This is a genomic window from Mesorhizobium helmanticense (assembly GCF_003034915.1).
In the GTDB taxonomy this organism is placed as follows: Bacteria; Pseudomonadota; Alphaproteobacteria; order Rhizobiales; family Rhizobiaceae; genus Mesorhizobium; species Mesorhizobium helmanticense.
The window spans coordinates 1-18,028 of record NZ_PZJX01000069.1; the positions used below are offsets into that span (position 1 = coordinate 1).

Here is an 18,028-nt window from a genome sequence, read left to right on the forward strand (position 1 = left end):
TTTCCGCTAGCTCGCGGACAGTCAGCTCGGCATGCGCGCAAAGGCCCAGGATCCGAAGGCGATCAAGATGTGCTGGCCGCCCGTAGGCGACTAGCCAGTGTCGTCATTGGTCAGCGTCAAGCCACATAGAATGACTGGGCACTCGCCCCACCGAGTTTGTCACTGGCGTTCTCCGCAGATTTACAGATTTCGAAGAAATTATTTTGCTCTTATCAAAACTCGCGACGTCGAGATGATACATATCTTGTTTGTAATGGCTATATAATAAAAACAAAAGAGAGCGCTCTTCTTGTGATTTGCCTTTATCCCCGAGATTGCATTCAATTCGGCGACCGCAGAGTCAACGCATCCCCTTTGACTCACTGACCTCAGATGTTGCAGCGTACCACACACAGTGGTTTTGAGTTGCTAAGAGTCTATGAATTTCATTGAAGGATCTGTTGCAACATCTGCACGCGGATCGGCTAGTGCTGGTCAGGCGGCGAGCAGTTCGCCAGTGGTCGCCGCCTGACCAGCAGCTCGCCTATCGTCCCTCCTAGTTCAGCCGTTGCAACAAAACCTTCAATGAAATTCACAGAACCTTTAGGCCGCAAAATCGCTGGCAATAGTACGTTCACCACAAGGTCAGAGGTCACGCGCGGCTAGCAAAGCTAAAGACATGTACCCTCGGACCGCTGCACGGCACGCAAGGAGGTCAAACGTCAATGGCAAGAAGAGCGCTGATCATGGTTGAAGGCCATCCAAGGGGTAATGGTCTGCTATACGTCAAAGCGGCCCAGCACCTCGGTCTTCATCCAATTACCCTGTCGGCCGATCCAGCCCGGTACGGCTATCTTGCGGCGGAAAGGATCGAGACAATCCATGTCGATACAGACAACCTCAATGCGCTGATCCGAGAATGTTCACGGCTGCATGCAACCTATGATATCGCTGGCATTACGGGCGCGTTGGACTCAGTGTATGCCACAGTTGCGAAACTCTGCCGGCATTTCGATCTGCCGGGACCGAACCCCGCATCGATTGATCAATGTCTCGACAAATTCGCTCAACGCCAGCTCCTCGCGGAAGCCAGCCTTCCAATACCTGCATATCGCTTGGCGGCGAATGCCTCGGACGTAAAAATCTCTGCTGCAGAGATCGGTCTGCCAGTGATTCTTAAGCCAGCCGAAGGCAGCGGCAGCCGAGGTGTCCGATTGTGCCGCAACATTGATGAGTTGGCCGAACATACGGCCTATCTGTTAGGCGGGAAGCATATATGGCGATCCTCGCCGAGGATACTCGTGGAAGAATTCGTACAAGGCCCCCATTATGTCGCAGAGATAATGGGAAACGAGGTCATTGGAATTACCGCCGTAGAATTTGACCCCCCACCGCATTTCGTCTTTCGTAAGTTGACCTTTCCGGCCCCGCTGACTGATGGCGATCATAAGCGTATCGCCGATGTTTCGCTGAGCTGTTTGCGAGCTCTCGGCCTTGGCTGGGGGCCGTCGTGCATTGAACTCCGATGGACGAAGCGTGGCCCAATCGTCATCGAAGTCAACCCGCGTCTTGCCGGCGCGCCCGATCCTCAGTTGATTGAGGCGGCGTACGGCATCGATCTCATCGACCAGCACACTAAGATTGTAATCGGCGACCAATGGAATTTGCGCAGAACGCGGTCCGGGACTGCGGCCGCTCGATTCCTAGTTGCTGATCGCGATGGCATCCTCGATTGGATCGGTGGCGACAGTCGAGCGGCTGCTGTATCAGGCGTCGCCGAGGTCAAACTCTATGTTGAATCCAAGGCGCCGATCGTCAGGAAAGGCGATATCGGAGACTGCATCGGACATGTCATCGCCGCTTCACCCACTTTTGCTGAGACCGAGACGATACTTCGGCGTGCTGTCGACTTAATCGATTGGTCAATCACACCATTTTCGACCACTGGCGAATAGGAACAATCTGCGGCCCTGCCTCCCGCACCAGGCAAAGGCGTGATCGACGATGGGCGAATGCGGTAAGGTCAATGACTGTTGCAAACATATTTAACAACGTATCGAAACATTCACAAATGTTTTCTTTCAATATTCCACTCCATATGGAACATTTGGCCTATGCGATCATGGAACTAGAAGGAAATAATATGAATTACGTGGTCAGTAATACAGTTTCCTTATCAGAGCTTGAATCATACTTCAGCGAAGATTACGTATATTTTGGTGACGTGGTCAATATGCCGGAGACAAGTGACCGACAAGCAGGAATAATTTGGGAGCTTCTTTCTCTTAGACAAGGCAGCCCAGTTCTTGAACTTGGATGCGGTTATGGGCGGATTGCCAACCGATTGGCGGAAAGAGGAGCACGGGTAGCCGGACTTGATATCTCGCCGATGTTGCTAAAAAAAGCCGAAGCAGATGCGGCTGAACGCGGAGTAAATGTTGAGTATGTTCTGGGCGACATGCGCTCACTTCCCTGGCGGGATCGATTCGACGCGGCTTTTCTGTGGTACACGACGTTTGGCTATTTCGATGACGCAGACAATGAGAGAGTTCTTCGTGAAGCCGCTTCTTCACTTCGAAAGGGCGGGCGTCTGCTAATCGATCACCCCAATCGCCTGGATTTTCTGCGCCATAAGTCGCCTATCTGTTACGTTGCCCAGCGTAACGACGATGTAAGAATTGATATATTTAGCAACGATGTGCTAAGCGACCGCTCGAACCTCGACAGGATTATCGTCCGTGATGGATGCGTTAGACGAACGAACCTTTCTTTCAGACAGTATGGGTTTTCTGAATATGTTCGCATGTTGCGAAGCGCGGGGTTCGAGACTGTTGAAGCTTATGGGCAGGAAGGTGGAGCGTTTACATACGATAGCTCGCGCCTCGTGGTTGTCGCATACAAATAAAACTAACGGCCAGGCTTTTAGGGACTGGTAAGCGATAATTTCCGAGGTTTGCGGTATGGACAGCGCTCGCAAAACCTTACCCCCCGATGTCTCCGATGAAGAGTGGGCGCTTGGGGCGCCCTATCTGAGAGCCTCTCTGATTGGGGTCGAGCTACTCCTGCACTTTTTCCTGGACCGTTCCGTGGGTCACTTGCTTCTCTTCGCGGTCGGCGCTCTGGCCGCCGCATGATGTTGGGGTCGTCTAATCGCGATCGTTGAGTCAAGCACCTTTATAGTTTCTGAGGCGCGTATGCCGGGTGCAGGGTCGTCGTCGCGGTCGACATCGGTCGCCACATGATGGAGCTTCGCGGGAGGAGCCTTCAAATGTGGACGACGCACTCTGCTGAGCCAGCGGTGCACCCCATCAAGCGGAATGGCTCTGCCCACGTCCCGGCATGGACGTCTCAGCGCGCTCGGGGACCGAACGCTATGCCTAGGCTATCACGCTGTCTGTGGCGCCGGCGGTCCGATCGAAGAACTCACCGGCCTTCAGCATCGCGTGCATCGTCACGGCCAGTTTGCGGGCTACGGCAACAGCAGCTCGTTTGGAGCCGATCCGCTCGCGGAGTTTGAGGCCCCATGTCCGCAGGGCGCTGTCGGCCGAGCTTCGGGTTAAGGATCACCGTGGCGCCTTCGTAGAGAAGCCGTCGCAAATGACGATCGCCGCGCCGGGATATGTGGCCATCATAATCGACCTCTCCCTGATTGGTAGCGGCGGGTCGTCAGACCAAGCCAGGCGCCAACAGAGTGGGACTTCTTGAAGTTGTTAGGATCTTCAATGGCGGTGACGAAAGAGGTCGCCGTGATCGTGCCGACGCCAGGGATCGACATGAGGAGCTGACACGCTTGGTTTTGGCGCGCAGCAGCGACAAGCTGGCGTCCGAGCTCGGTGGCACGGATGCGCATGCTGCGCTAGGTTTCCAGCATCGGCAGCACGATAGGGGCGAGCCCGTCCTGATCGACAAGAAGACTCCGGACATTCTTTTCGAATGTGCTTCCCTTGCCCGCGGGAACGAGCAATCCAAATGTCTTCATGAGCCCCCGGATCTGGTTTGAAAGCTCGGTGGTGATCCTGACCAGCCGGGTGCGTGCCGCCACCAGGGTGCGGGTCAGCATGCTGTCGAACCCTTTCACCCGCACCTCACGAAAGAACCCTACTTCTGCAAGATGGGCCAAACCGTCGGCATCGTTCGCGTCAGTCTTATTCGCGGCCATGTCCAGCGCTGCTTTGGCATGGCGAGGCTACCTGGCGATGGGCGGGCAGATCGTCGATGCCACCATCGTGGCGGCGCCCAAGCAGATCCCATGGGGCTGGATGGCGGCGTGAACGCGACAAATGCTTCGCTATACTCTCCCATGGCTCGCCCCCGTGCATGAGGATCGGCTTGGCCCATCCAAGCAACCCTCGTCTTTTAATCGCACGAAAGGGCGGGCCACCGCTCTTCGCCTCGGAACATGACGTCTAGCGAAGCGCTTTCAGGGGCCTGCGCGCCCGCGCATCCCATTCCGGCCTCAGTAGCGCTAGCACCAGTTCGTCCCGATGCTCGCCGCGGAAGAAGGCGCTGCTGCGGGCCACGCCTTCGGCAACAAAGCCGATGGTCTCGTAGCTTCGCCGCGCCCTGAGATTGTCGGGGAAGCAGCAGATCCAGAGCCTGTGGACGTCGGTCTCCGTGAACGCCGCATCTACCACGGCGCGCATCATTGCCGTGCCGAGTCCTCTACCCGGCTCGGCGACAGCAACGCGCTCTACAAGTGTCGCGTGCTCGGGCGAAGCCCAGTCGCGCAGGATGGCGAAGCCGAGGGGCGTTCCGTCAGCCTCGGCGACAAAGTAGGCATAACGCGAATCCGTGAGAGCCGCCATATGCTGGGCTTCCTCCCAGCGGCCGACCAGCGCTTCGTATCCCTCCAGTCGCTCTGTGCGCATGATGAACGGAATGTCTGCGGCGGCGACCCGCCTCAAGGTCACGCTCATTGGAAAATCCTGTCGATCGACGCTTCGCAACCATCGCGCGCATACCGGTGGAGAGCTTGGGCCAAGGTCTTCTCATCGTCATGAGACTCTCTTATTCGTTTTGTGGATCGGCCGTACATTTGGATCGCTCGGTGTTCGCTTAGGAAGAGCCTGGTGACGCTCAAGATGCCGCGCGCCTCGGAGGTTCTTCGGCGGCAAGCTGCGGCGCGTCGAGCAGGTGGCGAAGGATGTTGACGCCTTAAATGCCGGCGGCAGCTACCACTCGCCGCGAACCCAACTTCAGGTCCACCAGAGAACCAGATCTGGCCGCGCAAATCCGAAAAAGCAATTGAGCAGCACGCGACGCTTTCCATTGCCTGATTGACCGGTAACCCCATGAACGAAACCGCCGTCAAGTAGCGCGATATCCCCGGCCTTGAGCTGGATTTCGCGACTAGGCACGGCCTCGAGATAAGCTGCGGAGTAGGGATATCCCGTGGTCTCCACACCCTGCGACTTTCGATCTGCGACTGTCGGCTTGTGACTCCATAGCCTCAAGTTTCCACCTTCCTCGGGCATGCTGGGATAAAAGTTGAGCGCTGCGACGGTGTTGTGCGCCACAGCAGAAAGCTCGTAATCGTTCCCAGCACGTAACACTTGAGCGACATCGTCGTGGGGGTCCAAGGAAAATGTGCCGCTTCCGGTCCAACTGAGAGCCCGACAAACGTTCGCCTGACCGTGTTCTGAGCGCGCCAGCCGCAATTCAATGCCTTGGTTGTGAAGCTCGCGCTTCAACGCGTCGAATAAAGCTCGGACCGGGTCAACTAAACTGCCAAAAAGAGCGTCAACGTGCGGCCGCGCAGTTTCTGCCTCCGCGAAATAGGTGGCTGCATCCTTCCTGTAGTGGGATGCTCCGACATATTTTCCGGGGACGCCATCTTTGCGCTCGTTGAGACCGGGACTGCTAAAAAACTTCGCGGTGATCTCCTCGGCTATTTCGGTGCTGAAAGCTTGGCTGATGTGCAGAGCCGTGATCTCACCTTTTAGGACCGAGATGATCTCCGCAGTGCTGATCGAGCCGGTTCGTTCCTCGATCGTAAGAGGCGAGATGGCCGGCGTTTGACGTGCTTGGTTAGTCGCCATTTGTTTTCTCCTGTAGTGCCTGATCGAGGATGGCAATGCCGTGATCAAGTTCGTCATCTGAGATTGTTATCGGCGGAAGGACTTTGATGACGTCGCGATTTGGCCCGGAGGATTCGATCAGCAGGCCGTTTTCGAACGCGACATCGTGCACACGGCCAACAACGGTCTGTGACCGACACTTGAGGCCGGCCATCAGACCCCGGCCGCGCTTTTGTTCGATGCACTTCGGGAATTTCGCAACGAGGCGATCAAGGTGTTCTTGCAGCTTGACGGCCGTCCGCTCGACGGCTGTAGTAAACTGCCTATCGGACCACATTGTGCACATGGCCCCTGCCGTCACGAAGGCGAGATTATTGCCTCTGAATGTCCCACTGTGTTCTCCGGGATTCCATATGTCCAAGTCGGGCCGAATAAGTACGATCGACAATGGACTGCCTGAACCGCTCAGGGATTTGGAAAGGGTCACGATGTCGGGTTCGATTTTCGCGAACTCAAATGAGAAGAAATCGCCTGTTCGTCCCGAACCTGCCTGAATGTCATCGACGATGAAAACAACGTCGTGCTTACGGCAAATGCGCTGAATTTCTGCAAGCCATGGTGCGGATGCGGTGTTCATGCCGCCTTCTGCCTGGATAGGCTCCAGGATGATTGCGGCCGGCTTTTCTATCCCGCTGCCTAGGTCGCCCAACACGTGATCAATGTAACTCGCGGAATCGAAGGTTTGGTTCGGATAGTTCTCGTAAGGGACACGGATCACATCGTGGCGAGCAACGCCGCCAAGCTGTCTGGTTGACGCTGAACCCGACACCGCCAAGGAGCCGAGCGACATGCCATGGTACGAATTTGTGAAGGCCATGACACTCGAGCGGCCGGTGTATTTTCGCGCCAGCGCCAACGCCGCTTCGTTAGCGTTCGTCCCGGTCGGCCCAGGAAACTGTATCTTGTAAGAAAGGCCTCGGGGCTTCAGGACCGACTCGACAAACACTTCGATGAAATCACGCTTTGCAACTGTATACATATCAAGCGACAAAACAATATTTTTATCGTCGAGATATTGAATTGCCGGCGCCATGATATCTTGATTGTTATGACCGTAATTGAGCGCGCCGGACCCTACAAGGAAATCAATATAAGGCTTTCCGGACTCGTCCCAGATTGTCGCCCCAAGTGACGTTTTAAAGACTGTTGGAAATGATCGTCCATAGCGACGAACGTTAGACTCATAAGCTTCGAAAATGCCGATATCCATTAAAGGGCCTCTCTGTATGCGTCTTGCTCTCAACGCTGCAGGTTCTACGTTCACGCACTCCAAACCATTGGTTTCGACGATTAGCTGCGGCCAATCTCTGCCTTAAAGCGTACGTATCATGGTCAGCGACTTGCGTTCGCAAAGAGTCTGTAAACTTGTTTGACGAATCTGTTGCAACGCTTTGGATAGCGATAGGGTGACAGTCAGTACCCGCCTTGCGGCAACGCTATCGGCGGCGTTGTTGGCGGGGGCCACTGACATAGCCGCACCGGTTTTTCCAAGCATGACTGCAACCATGCTTTGTATTTCTCTACGTCGGCCGTGACGGGGTTCTTGCCGACGAGTAGCTGTGACAGATAGCGATTTCTCTCCTTCGATGTGACGGCGAGACCGGTGCTCGCTCGAGTTTCGTTTTGGAACGCGGACGAGCCAGACCGCGAACTGGCTCAACTGACCGCGGCCTCTAATCGCGGCCGTGGCCGCCGCGGTGATGGGGCCGTTCGCTGGGCGGCGCGTTGGCCAACCCCTGGCTTCGCGGCGTCTACAATGCCTCAGTCGGCCCTCGCGAGGTGGCTTCCGCACCGCAGGCCACGGGCCGACCACGCGAGGGTGTTCGGCACCCATGAGCCAACGCAGAATCGACTGCGCCCTCGAGGAAGCGCGATCGATGCGGCTATCGACCACCCGGTGTTCGCCACCTTAACGATGGCGCGGCTTTTGGAGCGCAGCACGACTAAGAGTTCCCACCCTCACACTGGTCAACATTCATATGATCGAAAACGCTAGCTCAGGCGACGCACTAGCGATGTGTCCAACGCCGCTTCTGTACGCAGGGTTTCACTCTGTCCGACATCCGACAATTGTTGGATGTCAGACAGGGCCCGAATCCGCTAACCAGTGGCTTTATTGAATTTTCCTCTCTGGCACGTTCTGTGCAGAGTGGCTTGCGAACGCATCAGCAAAAAATAGTTCCATGATCACACTCACTGAAAACGCCGTCGCCGCCGTCAAGGCCGCGCTTTCCCGCGCCGACGAACCGGCGGAAGGCTTTCGCATCAAGGTCGAGGCGGGCGGCTGCGCCGGCCTCAAATACCTGATGGGTCTGGAAAGCGTCTCGCGCGAGGGCGATGCCATCATGGAGACGGACGGGTTCAAGGTGTTCGTCGACGCAAACTCCCAGCCCCATCTCGCCGGCATGACCGTTGACTTCGTCACGGACCTGGAGTCCTCGGGCTTTGTCTTCGACAATCCCAATGCGCGGGACAAATGCGCCTGCGGCAAGTCCTTCGGCTAGCCGCCATCACGACAAGGATCGGCGCCGTGCGGGATAATACCGACAACGTCTGCCTCTTCAGCGACAAGCTCTATTTCATCAACCCGCACAATGTCGGCGCTTTGGACACCCCAAATGCGGCCGGCGAGGTCGGCGCCGTCGCCTGCGGCGATGGGCTTAAATTGATGATGAGTTTCGACCCCAAGACGCAGACGATCACCGCCGCAACGTTCCAGACCTTCGGCCGCGGCTCGGTCATAACCACCTCCTCGGCGTTTACCGAATTCATGGTCGGCAAGACCATCGATGAAGCCCTTCAGATCACCGATCAGGACATGGCGGATTTTCTCGCCGCCCTGCCGCCGCACACGACATACTCATCGCTCGACTGCCTCATCCTGGAGCGCGGCTTGCGGCTGATGAGCGAGTTCTTCCGTGCTGTGAGGCAGGCTTTCGAGGAGACACCAGGATTCTCACGCCTCGTCCTCGTCAAGGCATCATCGCCATGAGCGACGTTGTAGAGGCGTTTCTCGTGGTGACAGGCTTCGAGGAGCCAGAGACCCTTCCCCGCAGCCTTCCCCCGCTGAAACCTAATTCTGCGTGGGGTTCGAGCGAGTGGGTTTTCGGCATCGGGCCTCGACGGTGGACCGAGCTGCAAAATCTGCAGTGGGGCATTTCCCACCTTTTGCCGCGTCTCGTAAGCCAGCAGAGATGCTCCCTTGCTCACTCGAAGGCCGCTTAAGCAATGTCATATGCGGCCAAGGAAATTTTCTACACCCTTCAAGGTGAAGGACGAAATGCCGGGCGGGCCGCCGTATTTTGTCGTTTCGCCGGCTGTAACCTTTGGTCGGGACGTGAAGGCGACCGGGCAAAAGCATTCTGCGGATTTTGCGACACCGATTTGGTTGGGGTAGATGGCCCTGGCGGCGGACATTTTGACACCCCACGGGAGCTTGCGTTGGCGGTCGAACAAGCCTGGCGCGGGTCGGGAACTGGGCAGCGTCTTGTCGTGCTCACCGGAGGGGAACCCCTCCTCCAGATCGATGAAGAACTCCTGGAAGCGCTGCATTCCTTGGCGTTTGAAATTGCCGTGGAGACCAACGGTACCATCCCCACACCCGCCGGCATCGACTGGCTGTGCGTCAGTCCGAAATGCAATGCACGCCTCGTGGTCATGGCAGGGGACGAGCTAAAGCTTGTATATCCTCAGATTGGCGCGGAGCCCGAACATTTCGAAGTTCTCGCGTTTGAGCACCTTTTGCTTCAGCCGATGGATGGGCCCGAGCGCGAGGCGAATACTGCCGCCGCAGTGGCCTATTGTCTTGCAAACCCACGTTGGCGCTTGAGCCTTCAAACCCACAAGTTTCTCGGGATCCCATGAAAATTACGCAAGCTTTCACCTTCGAGGCAGCGCACTGTCTTCCGCGCGTGCCAAAGACCCATCGCTGTCACCGCGTGCATGGCCACTCATACCGTGTGGAACTGCGTCTGGAAGGGCCTGTCGATCCAGACACGGGCTTTGTCATCGATTTCTTCGATGTCGAGGCTGTGTTCGGACCGCTTCTGCAACGTCTCGACCATCAGCATCTGAATGAGGTTGAGGGTCTCGACAATCCGACAGCGGAAAACATTGCGGTCTGGATCTGGAACCAAACCAAGCCGCTTCTTGGCCAAATGTGCTCGGTAACGGTCTATGAGACGCCGCTGTGCTGGGCTGAATACGAGGGTTGACCCGATGCAACGAGATCCGGGAACCGCACTCGTCCTTTTCTCCGGCGGCCAGGATTCGACAACCTGCCTGGCTTGGGCGCTCGAGAACTTCGAGCGCGTCGAGACAATCGGCTTCGACTATGGGCAGCGGCACCGGATCGAGCTCGATGTGCGGCCCTACCTGCTCGGGCGCATTCGAACAGACTTTACGGCCTGGCGTGGGCGACTAGGCGAGGACCACATGATCGACATGGCCGTGCTCGGCCAAATCACTGATACCGCGCTCACGCGCGACGTCGAGGTCGCACTGAATGCGAACGGTCTAACAAATACCTTCGTGCCTGGCCGGAACCTTCTGTTCCTCGGCTTTGCGGCCGCGATAGCTTACCGGATGGGCGCGAAACACCTCGTAATCGGCGTGGCCGAGACGGATCGTTTCAGCTACCCGGACTGTCGGGATGACGCAGTCAAAGCGATGCAACTTGCCCTGAACCTTGGAATGAAGACGCATTTCGTCATTCACACACCCCTCATGCAGCGCGACAAGGCGCAGACCTGGGCGCTGGCGGATTGGCTGGGCGGGGAGGCGCTGGTGAAGCTCATCTGCGAGGGAAGCCACACCTGCTATAGCGGAGACCGCGAACATAGACATAGCTGGGGTTTCGGTTGCGGGACCTGCATCGAGTGTAATCTTCGCGCAGCGGGATGGGAGCAATTCCGATCCTGCAAAGAGGCACCCGTGGCCGCCCATGAAACAACGTGAGCGCCCAGGTCCAGGCCGACGGTGGCAATTTGTTCCGTAGATCGTTTCCTTCTCTTTGTGGTGTTCAGCACGACCAGGGTAGGCGCCTTCGATGCGGTTTCGAAGGACTGTTCCATACCATCGACCTAATCTTCGCCGTTCGCGTGGTGCTGTCTGGGCAGCACCATGGCGAGCAGGCTGATCCTTGATCCCGGTCGGATTGATCGCGGAGCGTACGGCCAAGAAAAGGAGAGGTTGTGGTTTCGACGAGAGGCGGTTGATGGCCGAGCCTGCCCTTATGTGGAGGATGTCCATGCACGTCCATAACCAGCATGGCCGCACCATCGGCATCATTGAAGCGACGAATGACGACCTCATCGGCAATCGATGCCGGCGCCTGCGTAAGCCGGCACGGGCGCAGGCGCCTGCGGCGATGCGATGTTGCGGATATCCCTCCCCTGGCCTACCTCGGCCCAATCAAAGGATTCCTGATAAGCGCCTTCGATCTGGCAATGCTCGCGGTGAATGCGCGTGCCGCCTTGATGGATTATCGTCACAGCCTCAGTGTGTTTGACGAAATGGAGCTGCATTCAGCAAAGTCGATCTCATGTGCCGTCGAATTGAAAAGGCGGCTGTCGTCACGAACGATACGCGTGACCGCATCAAGCGCCGGGGCAAAGCCATCCCAATGAATCAGAATGGCGAAATTGTTGTCGAGGTCCAGAAAGCACCTGTCCGTTGACGTCAGCCAGATTGGCGCCTGCGTTGCAGCGCGCCGCGCGGCTTCGGATCGCACAGCCGCAGCGCGCGTGGTGCCATCGGGCGGGCGGCCGCGGGCGAACAATCTTGCCGATTGGCGTCAGGCGGCGGGGAGATTTCGTGCAACATGTCAGGCCTCTCCTCGAAGGATCCGGAGAGCTAGGCGTCTTCCGCTGACATGGCATTGCGCTTGGTAGACGTCATTCACGAAATGGGAGGCGGCTGATGAACAGGCCAACGATCGCCGATCTGGCGAAAGCCGCAGGCGTAAGTGTTTCCACGGTCAATAGGCTCTTGCACGGAACTGGCGCACTGAGACCGCAGACGGCCGACCTCATCTTGAGCGCAGCGCAGCAGATCGGCTTCCGCAGTTCGGGGCCACTGCACGAACGCAGGCGGGACAATCTCCCGCACCGGCACTTGAGCTTTCTCATGCAGCAATCGCACCGGCCGCTCTGCCGGATCTGGGCCGAGGCGCTTCTAGGTGCCTGCGCGCGACGCACAGATGCGGTTATTGAGCCAAACGTGCTCTTCGAGGACGACCCTTCTCCCGAAGCGGTTGCTGCCAATCTGCTCAAGATAGGGGAAAGCGCCGATGCAATCGCGGTGATCTCGGCCGATCACCCGCTCGTCGGCCAGGCGATTGATGAGTTGCGCGTCAACGGCGTTGCGGTGATCGCCTACGTCACCGATCTGTCCGCCGCGAGCCGGGCCGGCTTTGTGGGAACCGACAACTGGAACGCCGGCCGCACTGCCGCATGGTTTATCAGCCAGACGTCCGGTCGGCCCGGCAAGGTCTTTCCTCTGATCGGGAGCAACCGTTATCAGTTCCAAGACATCTCGGATGCGAGCTTTCGTTCCTACATGCGCGAGCACGCGCCCGAGTTCCACGTCAGCGAAACCCTCCTGACCCATGAGGCGCCGAAGAACGCCTATGCAATCGTTCGCAGGCTGATAGCGGAGGAGCCGGAGCTCAGGGGCATCTTCGTCAATGGCGGCGGCATTTCCGGCGTTCTGCGTGCCATGCGCGAGCTCGCTGTGGAGCATCGCAAAATCCGGGTCGTCTGCCGTGACATCGGGCCCGAGACACGCAAGGGATTGAGCGAAGGCTTGATTACTGCTTCCTTGTGCCATCCCGTCGACAGGATGCCTGAAGAACTCATCGATGTGATGCTGCGCATGATCGAACGCACGGACACACGGTTAATCGAACAGCGGCTTGTTCCATTCGAGATCCTTACGCCAGAGAGCATTTGGACTTAGGGATCGGAAGAGCCAATGTCGTCCGGATAAGGTCATCCGTGCCGCTGCGAAGCGATGACCGCTTCCTGGAGGAAAACTGGAGCGCAAGGGCAGTTCGGCACTCACGATCCTCGTATCCACCGAAATAGGTCAAGAGGACGAGGAGATGGAAATCCCCGAGGAAGACGATCTTGTCGAGAGGTGGTCCCCCCGCTTCCCGCAATGATTAGGCTGCTTGTCCGACCATTCGTGCCGATTTGCGCGGCTTGTGGCGCGCCATAACGTCCACCTTATTGTCGCGTCGATCGAGGCAGCACCGGGCGATCTATAGAGAACTTGTCTGTTCGCCCCGTGACTATGGCAGATATGTCGAGCTGTTTCATGGCAAGCTATTGAGCTGATTTGGCTTGAGTGAGGCGCCGACGGTTAATGACGGCGCGGATCTCACGGGCGAGCTTGGCTTTCCGCAATTCCTCTTCGGAATTGTCAAAGCCCAAATCCGCAAACACGTTGCCGCTGGTCATTTCGCCGGTGATTCCTTCAGTCATGACTTTGTTCCTTTCCGATAGTTTTCGCGATAGTGCGTCTCGGTCGCCTTCAATCGCTGTAACGAGATCGACTTCGCACTTGCGCGTCTCCCTGTCCTTCTTCTGGAAGCAAGGATTTAGATCACACCAGCGAAGCGCGGCATGGACGGCGCGATAAGTATCCCCGTCTAAGTCGTCGACTAACGCAAGGATGCGGCCGCCAAATCCCTTGAGGGCATTGACCGCCAGATACTGCTCGCCATTTTGGGCAGCGTGGATTGCAATACCTATCACGCTGCAGACGTCGACCAATCTGAGTCCGCTCAGCCACTGGGAAGAAAAGATTCGGGTCAAACAGCCATTTTTGCCAAGTATCGTATTTTCCTATGAACGCATTTTGGACTGCACGGACCGTTCCAGCTCGGTGAAAAACCCTCTCACATACCCGTCAATCGCGCTCTGCAAATCCACCCAGTAGAGCACTTTGGCGGTGCTACATCGACAATGTATCCAGTTTTGCCTTTTTGAGAAGGTATCCCTCTTGCTGGCCGCAGCGAATATCCCGGTAAAAATTGGCTGCAGCGCATCGCGCTTAGCGCTCGCTGGGCGGAGCTGGTCGGGGTTGCGAAGCCCGGCGAGCGCGGATCGCCTTGGGCGATGTGGTGACCAGGCGCGGTTCTTGAAGCGCCAGAATTCATGTCCGATTTCGATGATCTCGCAACGATGTGTGAGATGATCGAGCAGTGCGATCGTTGTCCCGTAGAAGTAGCGGCCGCGCCCGCCGTCTCGGATGAGCGCCCGGGCAATGGCAATGGCCAGATGCGACTTCCGGTTCCGGGCCACCAATCAACACGCCATTGGACAAATGCCATCAATCACCGCCGGACGGCGGCGAAGAAGAAGGAGAGGAAGGGATGGAACGCAAACTTGATGACGTGATCGCAGCCCTCACTGAGGAGCGTCGGGAGCGTCTCGAAGCACGTTCGAAGAGTTAAAGGACGAGGTCGAGAGCCTCGGAGAGCTGCGCCATGCGGCTGGGAAGCCCAGGGAGATTGCCTCGACCTTCAAGATCAAGCAGCCCTCTGTCTCGAAGATCGAGAAACAGGCCGATATGGATCTGTCGACACTTAGAGCTACGTAGAGGCGATCGGGGGACAAACTCAGCCTCATCGTCGCCTCGCCTCGCGCGCGCCACCTCCGTATAGAGCGGCTCGGCTACGTCGTAGCCCCCACCCCCCTCCGCACGTAGTGCTAAAAAGAGCGCCAGGTGGACGAACCCGCCTGAAAGGAAGCGCGCAGGCTGGACGCGACGTTTCGATCAAAATTGCCGAAGGGACGACAGTCTCGTCGATGCTCGCGATATATGAGCAAGCCCTCGTTAGACCGATACCGATCTGCCCGCTGTCACGCTCGCGGGGGACGCCACTTCCCTCACCCATGCTGGCCCAGTTCACCGCCGCGCTGGGGGTGTGCGGCGATGTGCTCGCCGACGACGACCAGCTCGAGCACGCTTGGTCACAGCTTCCACAGTTGATCACGGCGCGACATCTTCAGTGGTTTCCAATTGATCAAATTAAGCGATCATCGCCGCCCGGCAAAACGACAAAAAACGTTAAACTGCCATGTCTGCTGCCTTCTTATGCGGCTCGAGGACACATTGAGCACAGGCAAATACTGGCAAGCATGCTAGCGCCACGACCTCACCTCGCGGCGGCAGTTAACGACCCACTGCGGTTTCCCAAAGGCCTTCGGACAAACTTGGCGCAGCGCTGTTACGCCAGGCACAGCACGTCGAGATCTGTCGAGCATCAGCCGTTGCGAAAGGTGTAGCCATAACCGTTGAGCGCCGGCGCGCCGCCGAGATGCGCGTAGAGTATCCTCGAGCCCTCTGGAAAAAAGCCTTTTTGGACGAGGTCAATCATCCCTTGCATCGATTTGCCCTCATAGACGGGATCGGTAATCATACCCTCGAGTCGCGCACACAGGCGGATCGCCTCCTTGGTTTCCTCGGATGGAATGCCGTACCGCGGGTGCGCGTAGTCCTCGAGCAACACCACGTCATCCTCGGCAAGTTCCGATCCGAGCTCGACGAGGGTCGCTGTATGTCGGGCAATGCTTAGCACCTGCGCCTTGGTCTTGGCCGGGATAGCAGAGGCATCAATACCGATCACGTTGCGCTGTCGACCGTCCTTGGCGAATCCGACGAGCATGCCGGCGTGCGTTGAACCGGTGACCGTGCAAACGACCATGTAGTCGAAGCCAAACCCTAGCTGTTCCTCCTGGGCGCGCACTTCCTCCGCGAACCCCACATAGCCAAGGCCTCCATTCGGATGAACAGACGCCCCGGCCGGTATCGCATAGGGCCTGCCGCCCCTTGCCTTGACCTCATAGAGCGCTTTTTCCCAACTGTGCCGGATGCCGATGTCAAAGCCTTCGTCGACCAGGCGCACCTCTGCGCCCAAGATGCGGCTCAAGAGAATGTTGCCAACCCGGTCGTAGACGGCATCCTCATGGGGGACCCAACTCTCCTGAACCAGGAGGCATTTCATGCCGATCTTGGCGGCAACGGCGGCGACCATGCGCGTGTGGTTGGACTGCACGCCGCCGATGGTGACGAGGGTATCGGCATCCGACGCGATCGCGTCAGGGATGATGTATTCGAGCTTGCGCAGCTTGTTGCCGCCGAACGCCAGACCGGAGTTGCAGTCCTCGCGTTTGGCGTAGATCTCCACCTTGCCGCCCAGATGCTTGCCGAGCCGGTCGAGCTTCTCGATGGGTGTGGGTCCAAAGGTGAGCGGGTAACGCGCGAATTTTTTCAGCATTTTCTCTCCGGCGATGATCATTCAGCTGAAATAGCCACGCAAAACTCGTTCCATAAGCGTTGCTTGGATTGGTCGGCCGCGCTCTTCGACCTCCCATCAGGGCCTTGGGGATTTCCAGCGCTTTCCTTGCGATTGAAAGGACGCGATCCACATGCCGGCATGCTGCGATGAGGCGACCATCCCTAGGACCAAAGACGACAAGCGGTCGGCATCTGCGTTTTTGCCAGCTTTGCGAGCGCAGCCAGACCGCCAAACCAACAGAACTTCGATAAAAACGCAGTGGCTCTTGTTTGCGGTTGGATCGGCAGAACCGCACAGTTGCTGAGGCGAGTTCTGGGAGGCGATTTTTGTGGCGCTCAACGCCTCACAGAAATTTCAGCTGCTCGATCGAAGTGCTCGTCTACCTGATCAAAACGGGTGCCAATGCCCTCGAAAGGCTGGCCTCGCCGCGGCCGTACGTCGCCGGATTGTAGTTGAGGAGCGTGTCGGTCCTAGCCGTATCCAGCAACTGATTAGCTATCTGTGTCGGTGTTGCTGACGTGAATTTGCTGCCCAGAATGGCGGCATAGCCTGCAACCACGGGTGCCGCGACAGACGTGCCGGATAGCCCAATCTTGTCACTATCGACCCCCACAGTCAGGAACTGGTTCTGCACCTCCGAATCTGAACCGGCGTAATTCGAATAGGAGGCGAGCTTTGCCTTGTTTTCGGGAGTGCCATTGCGCTCTAGCGCACCCACAAAGATTGCCGATTGCTTCCCAATCAGGTCGAGAGAAAGGAAATCAATATCCCCATCGGCAAGGGTATCTACCGCTACGGACCCGTTGCCGGCTGCCTTTGTGAAGACCGCAGCACCCGCCCGAGCCGCATCGACAATCGACTGCTCAAGCCGGTACCCGCTCACTGGTTCCTCAAGGCCATAGCTCAGATTAATGACATTGAGGCCCTGCTTCAGCGTGAGCGGAACTTGTTCCGAAAAGTCAAGCTCGGTTATGTTTGCGCCAGGTGCGACCATGCCGGCTGCTTGAGCGACCCACTGCCCATGTTGCCGCCATTGGGAGCCATGGCCGAGATCCCCCTCCTGTCCCATGTTACTTGTGAAGTCATCTATGACAGTTACCGACACGCCAGACCCATAGCCCGAGGCCCATGCTGCGCCGACGTCCGGGCTCATCCAGCAAAAGGTGCCATCGGCATTTTGTGGGCAACGCGAGCTGCTGCCGTCCATGGCTGGCCTTGCAGCTCCTCCATCGCCGGCGAGCCTGGATTGGAGGTCATCGGCGAAACCGGGTGGTGCCGACGTCCATAGGACAAGACTGGCAAGGTACGCCACCGGCAACAATCGCTTTATCTGCATTCAACTCTCCTGTTTGAACTGTTCTTCATCAACAAGACGAAGCATTTCACCATGGCTAGAACACCTCTGAACCAGAGACCGATGTTCAGCGGATTCAGATGAGCGTTCGCCAGGTATTTCAACGTGTCCGCCAGCTGGAGCAGCGACGCCATAGACGGCAATTCACAGCCTGGGCGCCGCGATCCACCCACGTTCGGACGCACGAGGGTAGGGTGGCAGTCTAGTGGATCGAAACGGGTGCCAGCGCCCTCGAAAGGCTGGCTTCGCCGCGGCCGTAAGTCGCCGGATTGTAGTTGACGAGCGTATCGGTCCTGGCTGTATCCAGCAGCT

Annotated in this window: 15 protein-coding genes and 2 pseudogenes; 9 read left to right on the forward strand and 8 right to left on the reverse strand. The window is 57.6% G+C overall.

What is annotated here, in order from left to right:
* Window positions 1-704: 704 nt before the first annotated feature.
* On the forward strand, window positions 705-1,934 hold the full coding sequence (locus tag C9427_RS31745) for an ATP-grasp domain-containing protein (protein WP_107652950.1): 1,230 nt from the start codon (window positions 705-707) through the stop codon (window positions 1,932-1,934).
* Window positions 1,935-2,005: 71 nt separating this feature from the next.
* Window positions 2,006-2,884, forward strand: coding sequence for a class I SAM-dependent methyltransferase (locus C9427_RS31750; protein WP_107652951.1), 879 nt, complete (start codon window positions 2,006-2,008; stop codon window positions 2,882-2,884).
* A 472-nt stretch (window positions 2,885-3,356) separates the two neighbouring features.
* Here the strand turns inward: C9427_RS31750 and C9427_RS31755 are convergent.
* From C9427_RS31755 to ectB, 4 genes and pseudogenes are all read right to left on the reverse strand, one after another.
* Window positions 3,357-4,162 (reverse strand): annotated as a pseudogene (locus C9427_RS31755) (IS110 family RNA-guided transposase); the annotation flags it as partial.
* Window positions 4,163-4,385: 223 nt separating this feature from the next.
* On the reverse strand, window positions 4,386-4,895 hold the full coding sequence (locus tag C9427_RS31760) for a GNAT family N-acetyltransferase (protein ID WP_107652952.1): 510 nt from the start codon (window positions 4,893-4,895) through the stop codon (window positions 4,386-4,388).
* Window positions 4,896-5,174: 279 nt separating this feature from the next.
* On the reverse strand, window positions 5,175-6,017 hold the full coding sequence (locus C9427_RS31765) for a 2OG-Fe(II)-dependent halogenase WelO5 family protein (RefSeq protein WP_107652953.1): 843 nt from the start codon (window positions 6,015-6,017) through the stop codon (window positions 5,175-5,177).
* Entirely contained in the window at window positions 6,007-7,266 is a 1,260-nt protein-coding gene (gene ectB, locus C9427_RS31770) for a diaminobutyrate--2-oxoglutarate transaminase (protein WP_107652954.1), read from the reverse strand. The genes C9427_RS31765 and ectB overlap by 11 nt, the downstream gene beginning before the upstream one ends.
* A 973-nt stretch (window positions 7,267-8,239) precedes the next feature.
* Between ectB and C9427_RS31775 the strand changes: the two genes are divergently transcribed.
* The 7 genes from C9427_RS31775 to C9427_RS31815 all read left to right on the forward strand — a co-directional run bounded on the left by C9427_RS31775 (window position 8,240) and on the right by C9427_RS31815 (window position 13,013).
* Window positions 8,240-8,560, forward strand: coding sequence for a HesB/IscA family protein (locus C9427_RS31775; RefSeq protein WP_027056499.1), 321 nt, complete (start codon window positions 8,240-8,242; stop codon window positions 8,558-8,560).
* Window positions 8,561-8,586: 26 nt separating this feature from the next.
* Window positions 8,587-9,048 (forward strand): iron-sulfur cluster assembly scaffold protein, encoded by a 462-nt coding sequence (locus C9427_RS31780; RefSeq protein ID WP_107652962.1) that lies wholly within the window; start codon window positions 8,587-8,589, stop codon window positions 9,046-9,048.
* A 236-nt stretch (window positions 9,049-9,284) separates the two neighbouring features.
* The gene (gene queE / locus C9427_RS31790; RefSeq protein ID WP_107652956.1) at window positions 9,285-9,920 is read left to right on the forward strand and encodes a 7-carboxy-7-deazaguanine synthase; all 636 of its coding nucleotides are present in this window, start codon (window positions 9,285-9,287) and stop codon (window positions 9,918-9,920) included.
* Window positions 9,917-10,270 carry a 6-carboxytetrahydropterin synthase QueD gene (gene queD, locus C9427_RS31795; RefSeq protein ID WP_107652957.1) on the forward strand — a complete coding sequence of 118 codons (354 nt, stop codon included), beginning with the start codon at window positions 9,917-9,919 and terminating at the stop codon, window positions 10,268-10,270. Before queE ends, queD begins: the two co-directional genes overlap by 4 nt.
* 4 nt (window positions 10,271-10,274) lie before the next feature.
* Entirely contained in the window at window positions 10,275-11,012 is a 738-nt protein-coding gene (gene queC, locus C9427_RS31800; protein ID WP_107652958.1) for a 7-cyano-7-deazaguanine synthase QueC, read from the forward strand.
* Between the two features lie 344 nt (window positions 11,013-11,356).
* Window positions 11,357-11,683: a hypothetical protein gene (locus C9427_RS33950; RefSeq protein ID WP_146172626.1), complete on the forward strand. Its 327-nt coding sequence runs from the start codon at window positions 11,357-11,359 to the stop codon at window positions 11,681-11,683.
* A 292-nt stretch (window positions 11,684-11,975) separates the two neighbouring features.
* Window positions 11,976-13,013 carry a LacI family DNA-binding transcriptional regulator gene (locus C9427_RS31815; protein WP_107652961.1) on the forward strand — a complete coding sequence of 346 codons (1,038 nt, stop codon included), beginning with the start codon at window positions 11,976-11,978 and terminating at the stop codon, window positions 13,011-13,013.
* A gap of 368 nt (window positions 13,014-13,381) precedes the next feature.
* Here the strand turns inward: C9427_RS31815 and C9427_RS35045 are convergent, their stop codons facing one another.
* From C9427_RS35045 to C9427_RS34530, 4 genes and pseudogenes are all read right to left on the reverse strand, one after another.
* Window positions 13,382-13,831, reverse strand: a complete 450-nt coding sequence (locus C9427_RS35045; RefSeq protein WP_245437247.1) for an XRE family transcriptional regulator — start codon at window positions 13,829-13,831, stop codon at window positions 13,382-13,384.
* 357 nt (window positions 13,832-14,188) lie between these two features.
* A pseudogene (locus C9427_RS35050) lies at window positions 14,189-14,387 on the reverse strand (hypothetical protein); the annotation flags it as partial.
* Between the two features lie 940 nt (window positions 14,388-15,327).
* A complete protein-coding gene (locus C9427_RS31840) occupies window positions 15,328-16,341 on the reverse strand; it encodes a 1-aminocyclopropane-1-carboxylate deaminase (RefSeq protein WP_107652963.1) in 1,014 nt (337 codons plus the stop codon).
* A 400-nt stretch (window positions 16,342-16,741) separates the two neighbouring features.
* Window positions 16,742-17,698 carry a S8/S53 family peptidase gene (locus C9427_RS34530; protein WP_208636448.1) on the reverse strand — a complete coding sequence of 319 codons (957 nt, stop codon included), beginning with the start codon at window positions 17,696-17,698 and terminating at the stop codon, window positions 16,742-16,744.
* Window positions 17,699-18,028 lie beyond the last annotated feature (330 nt).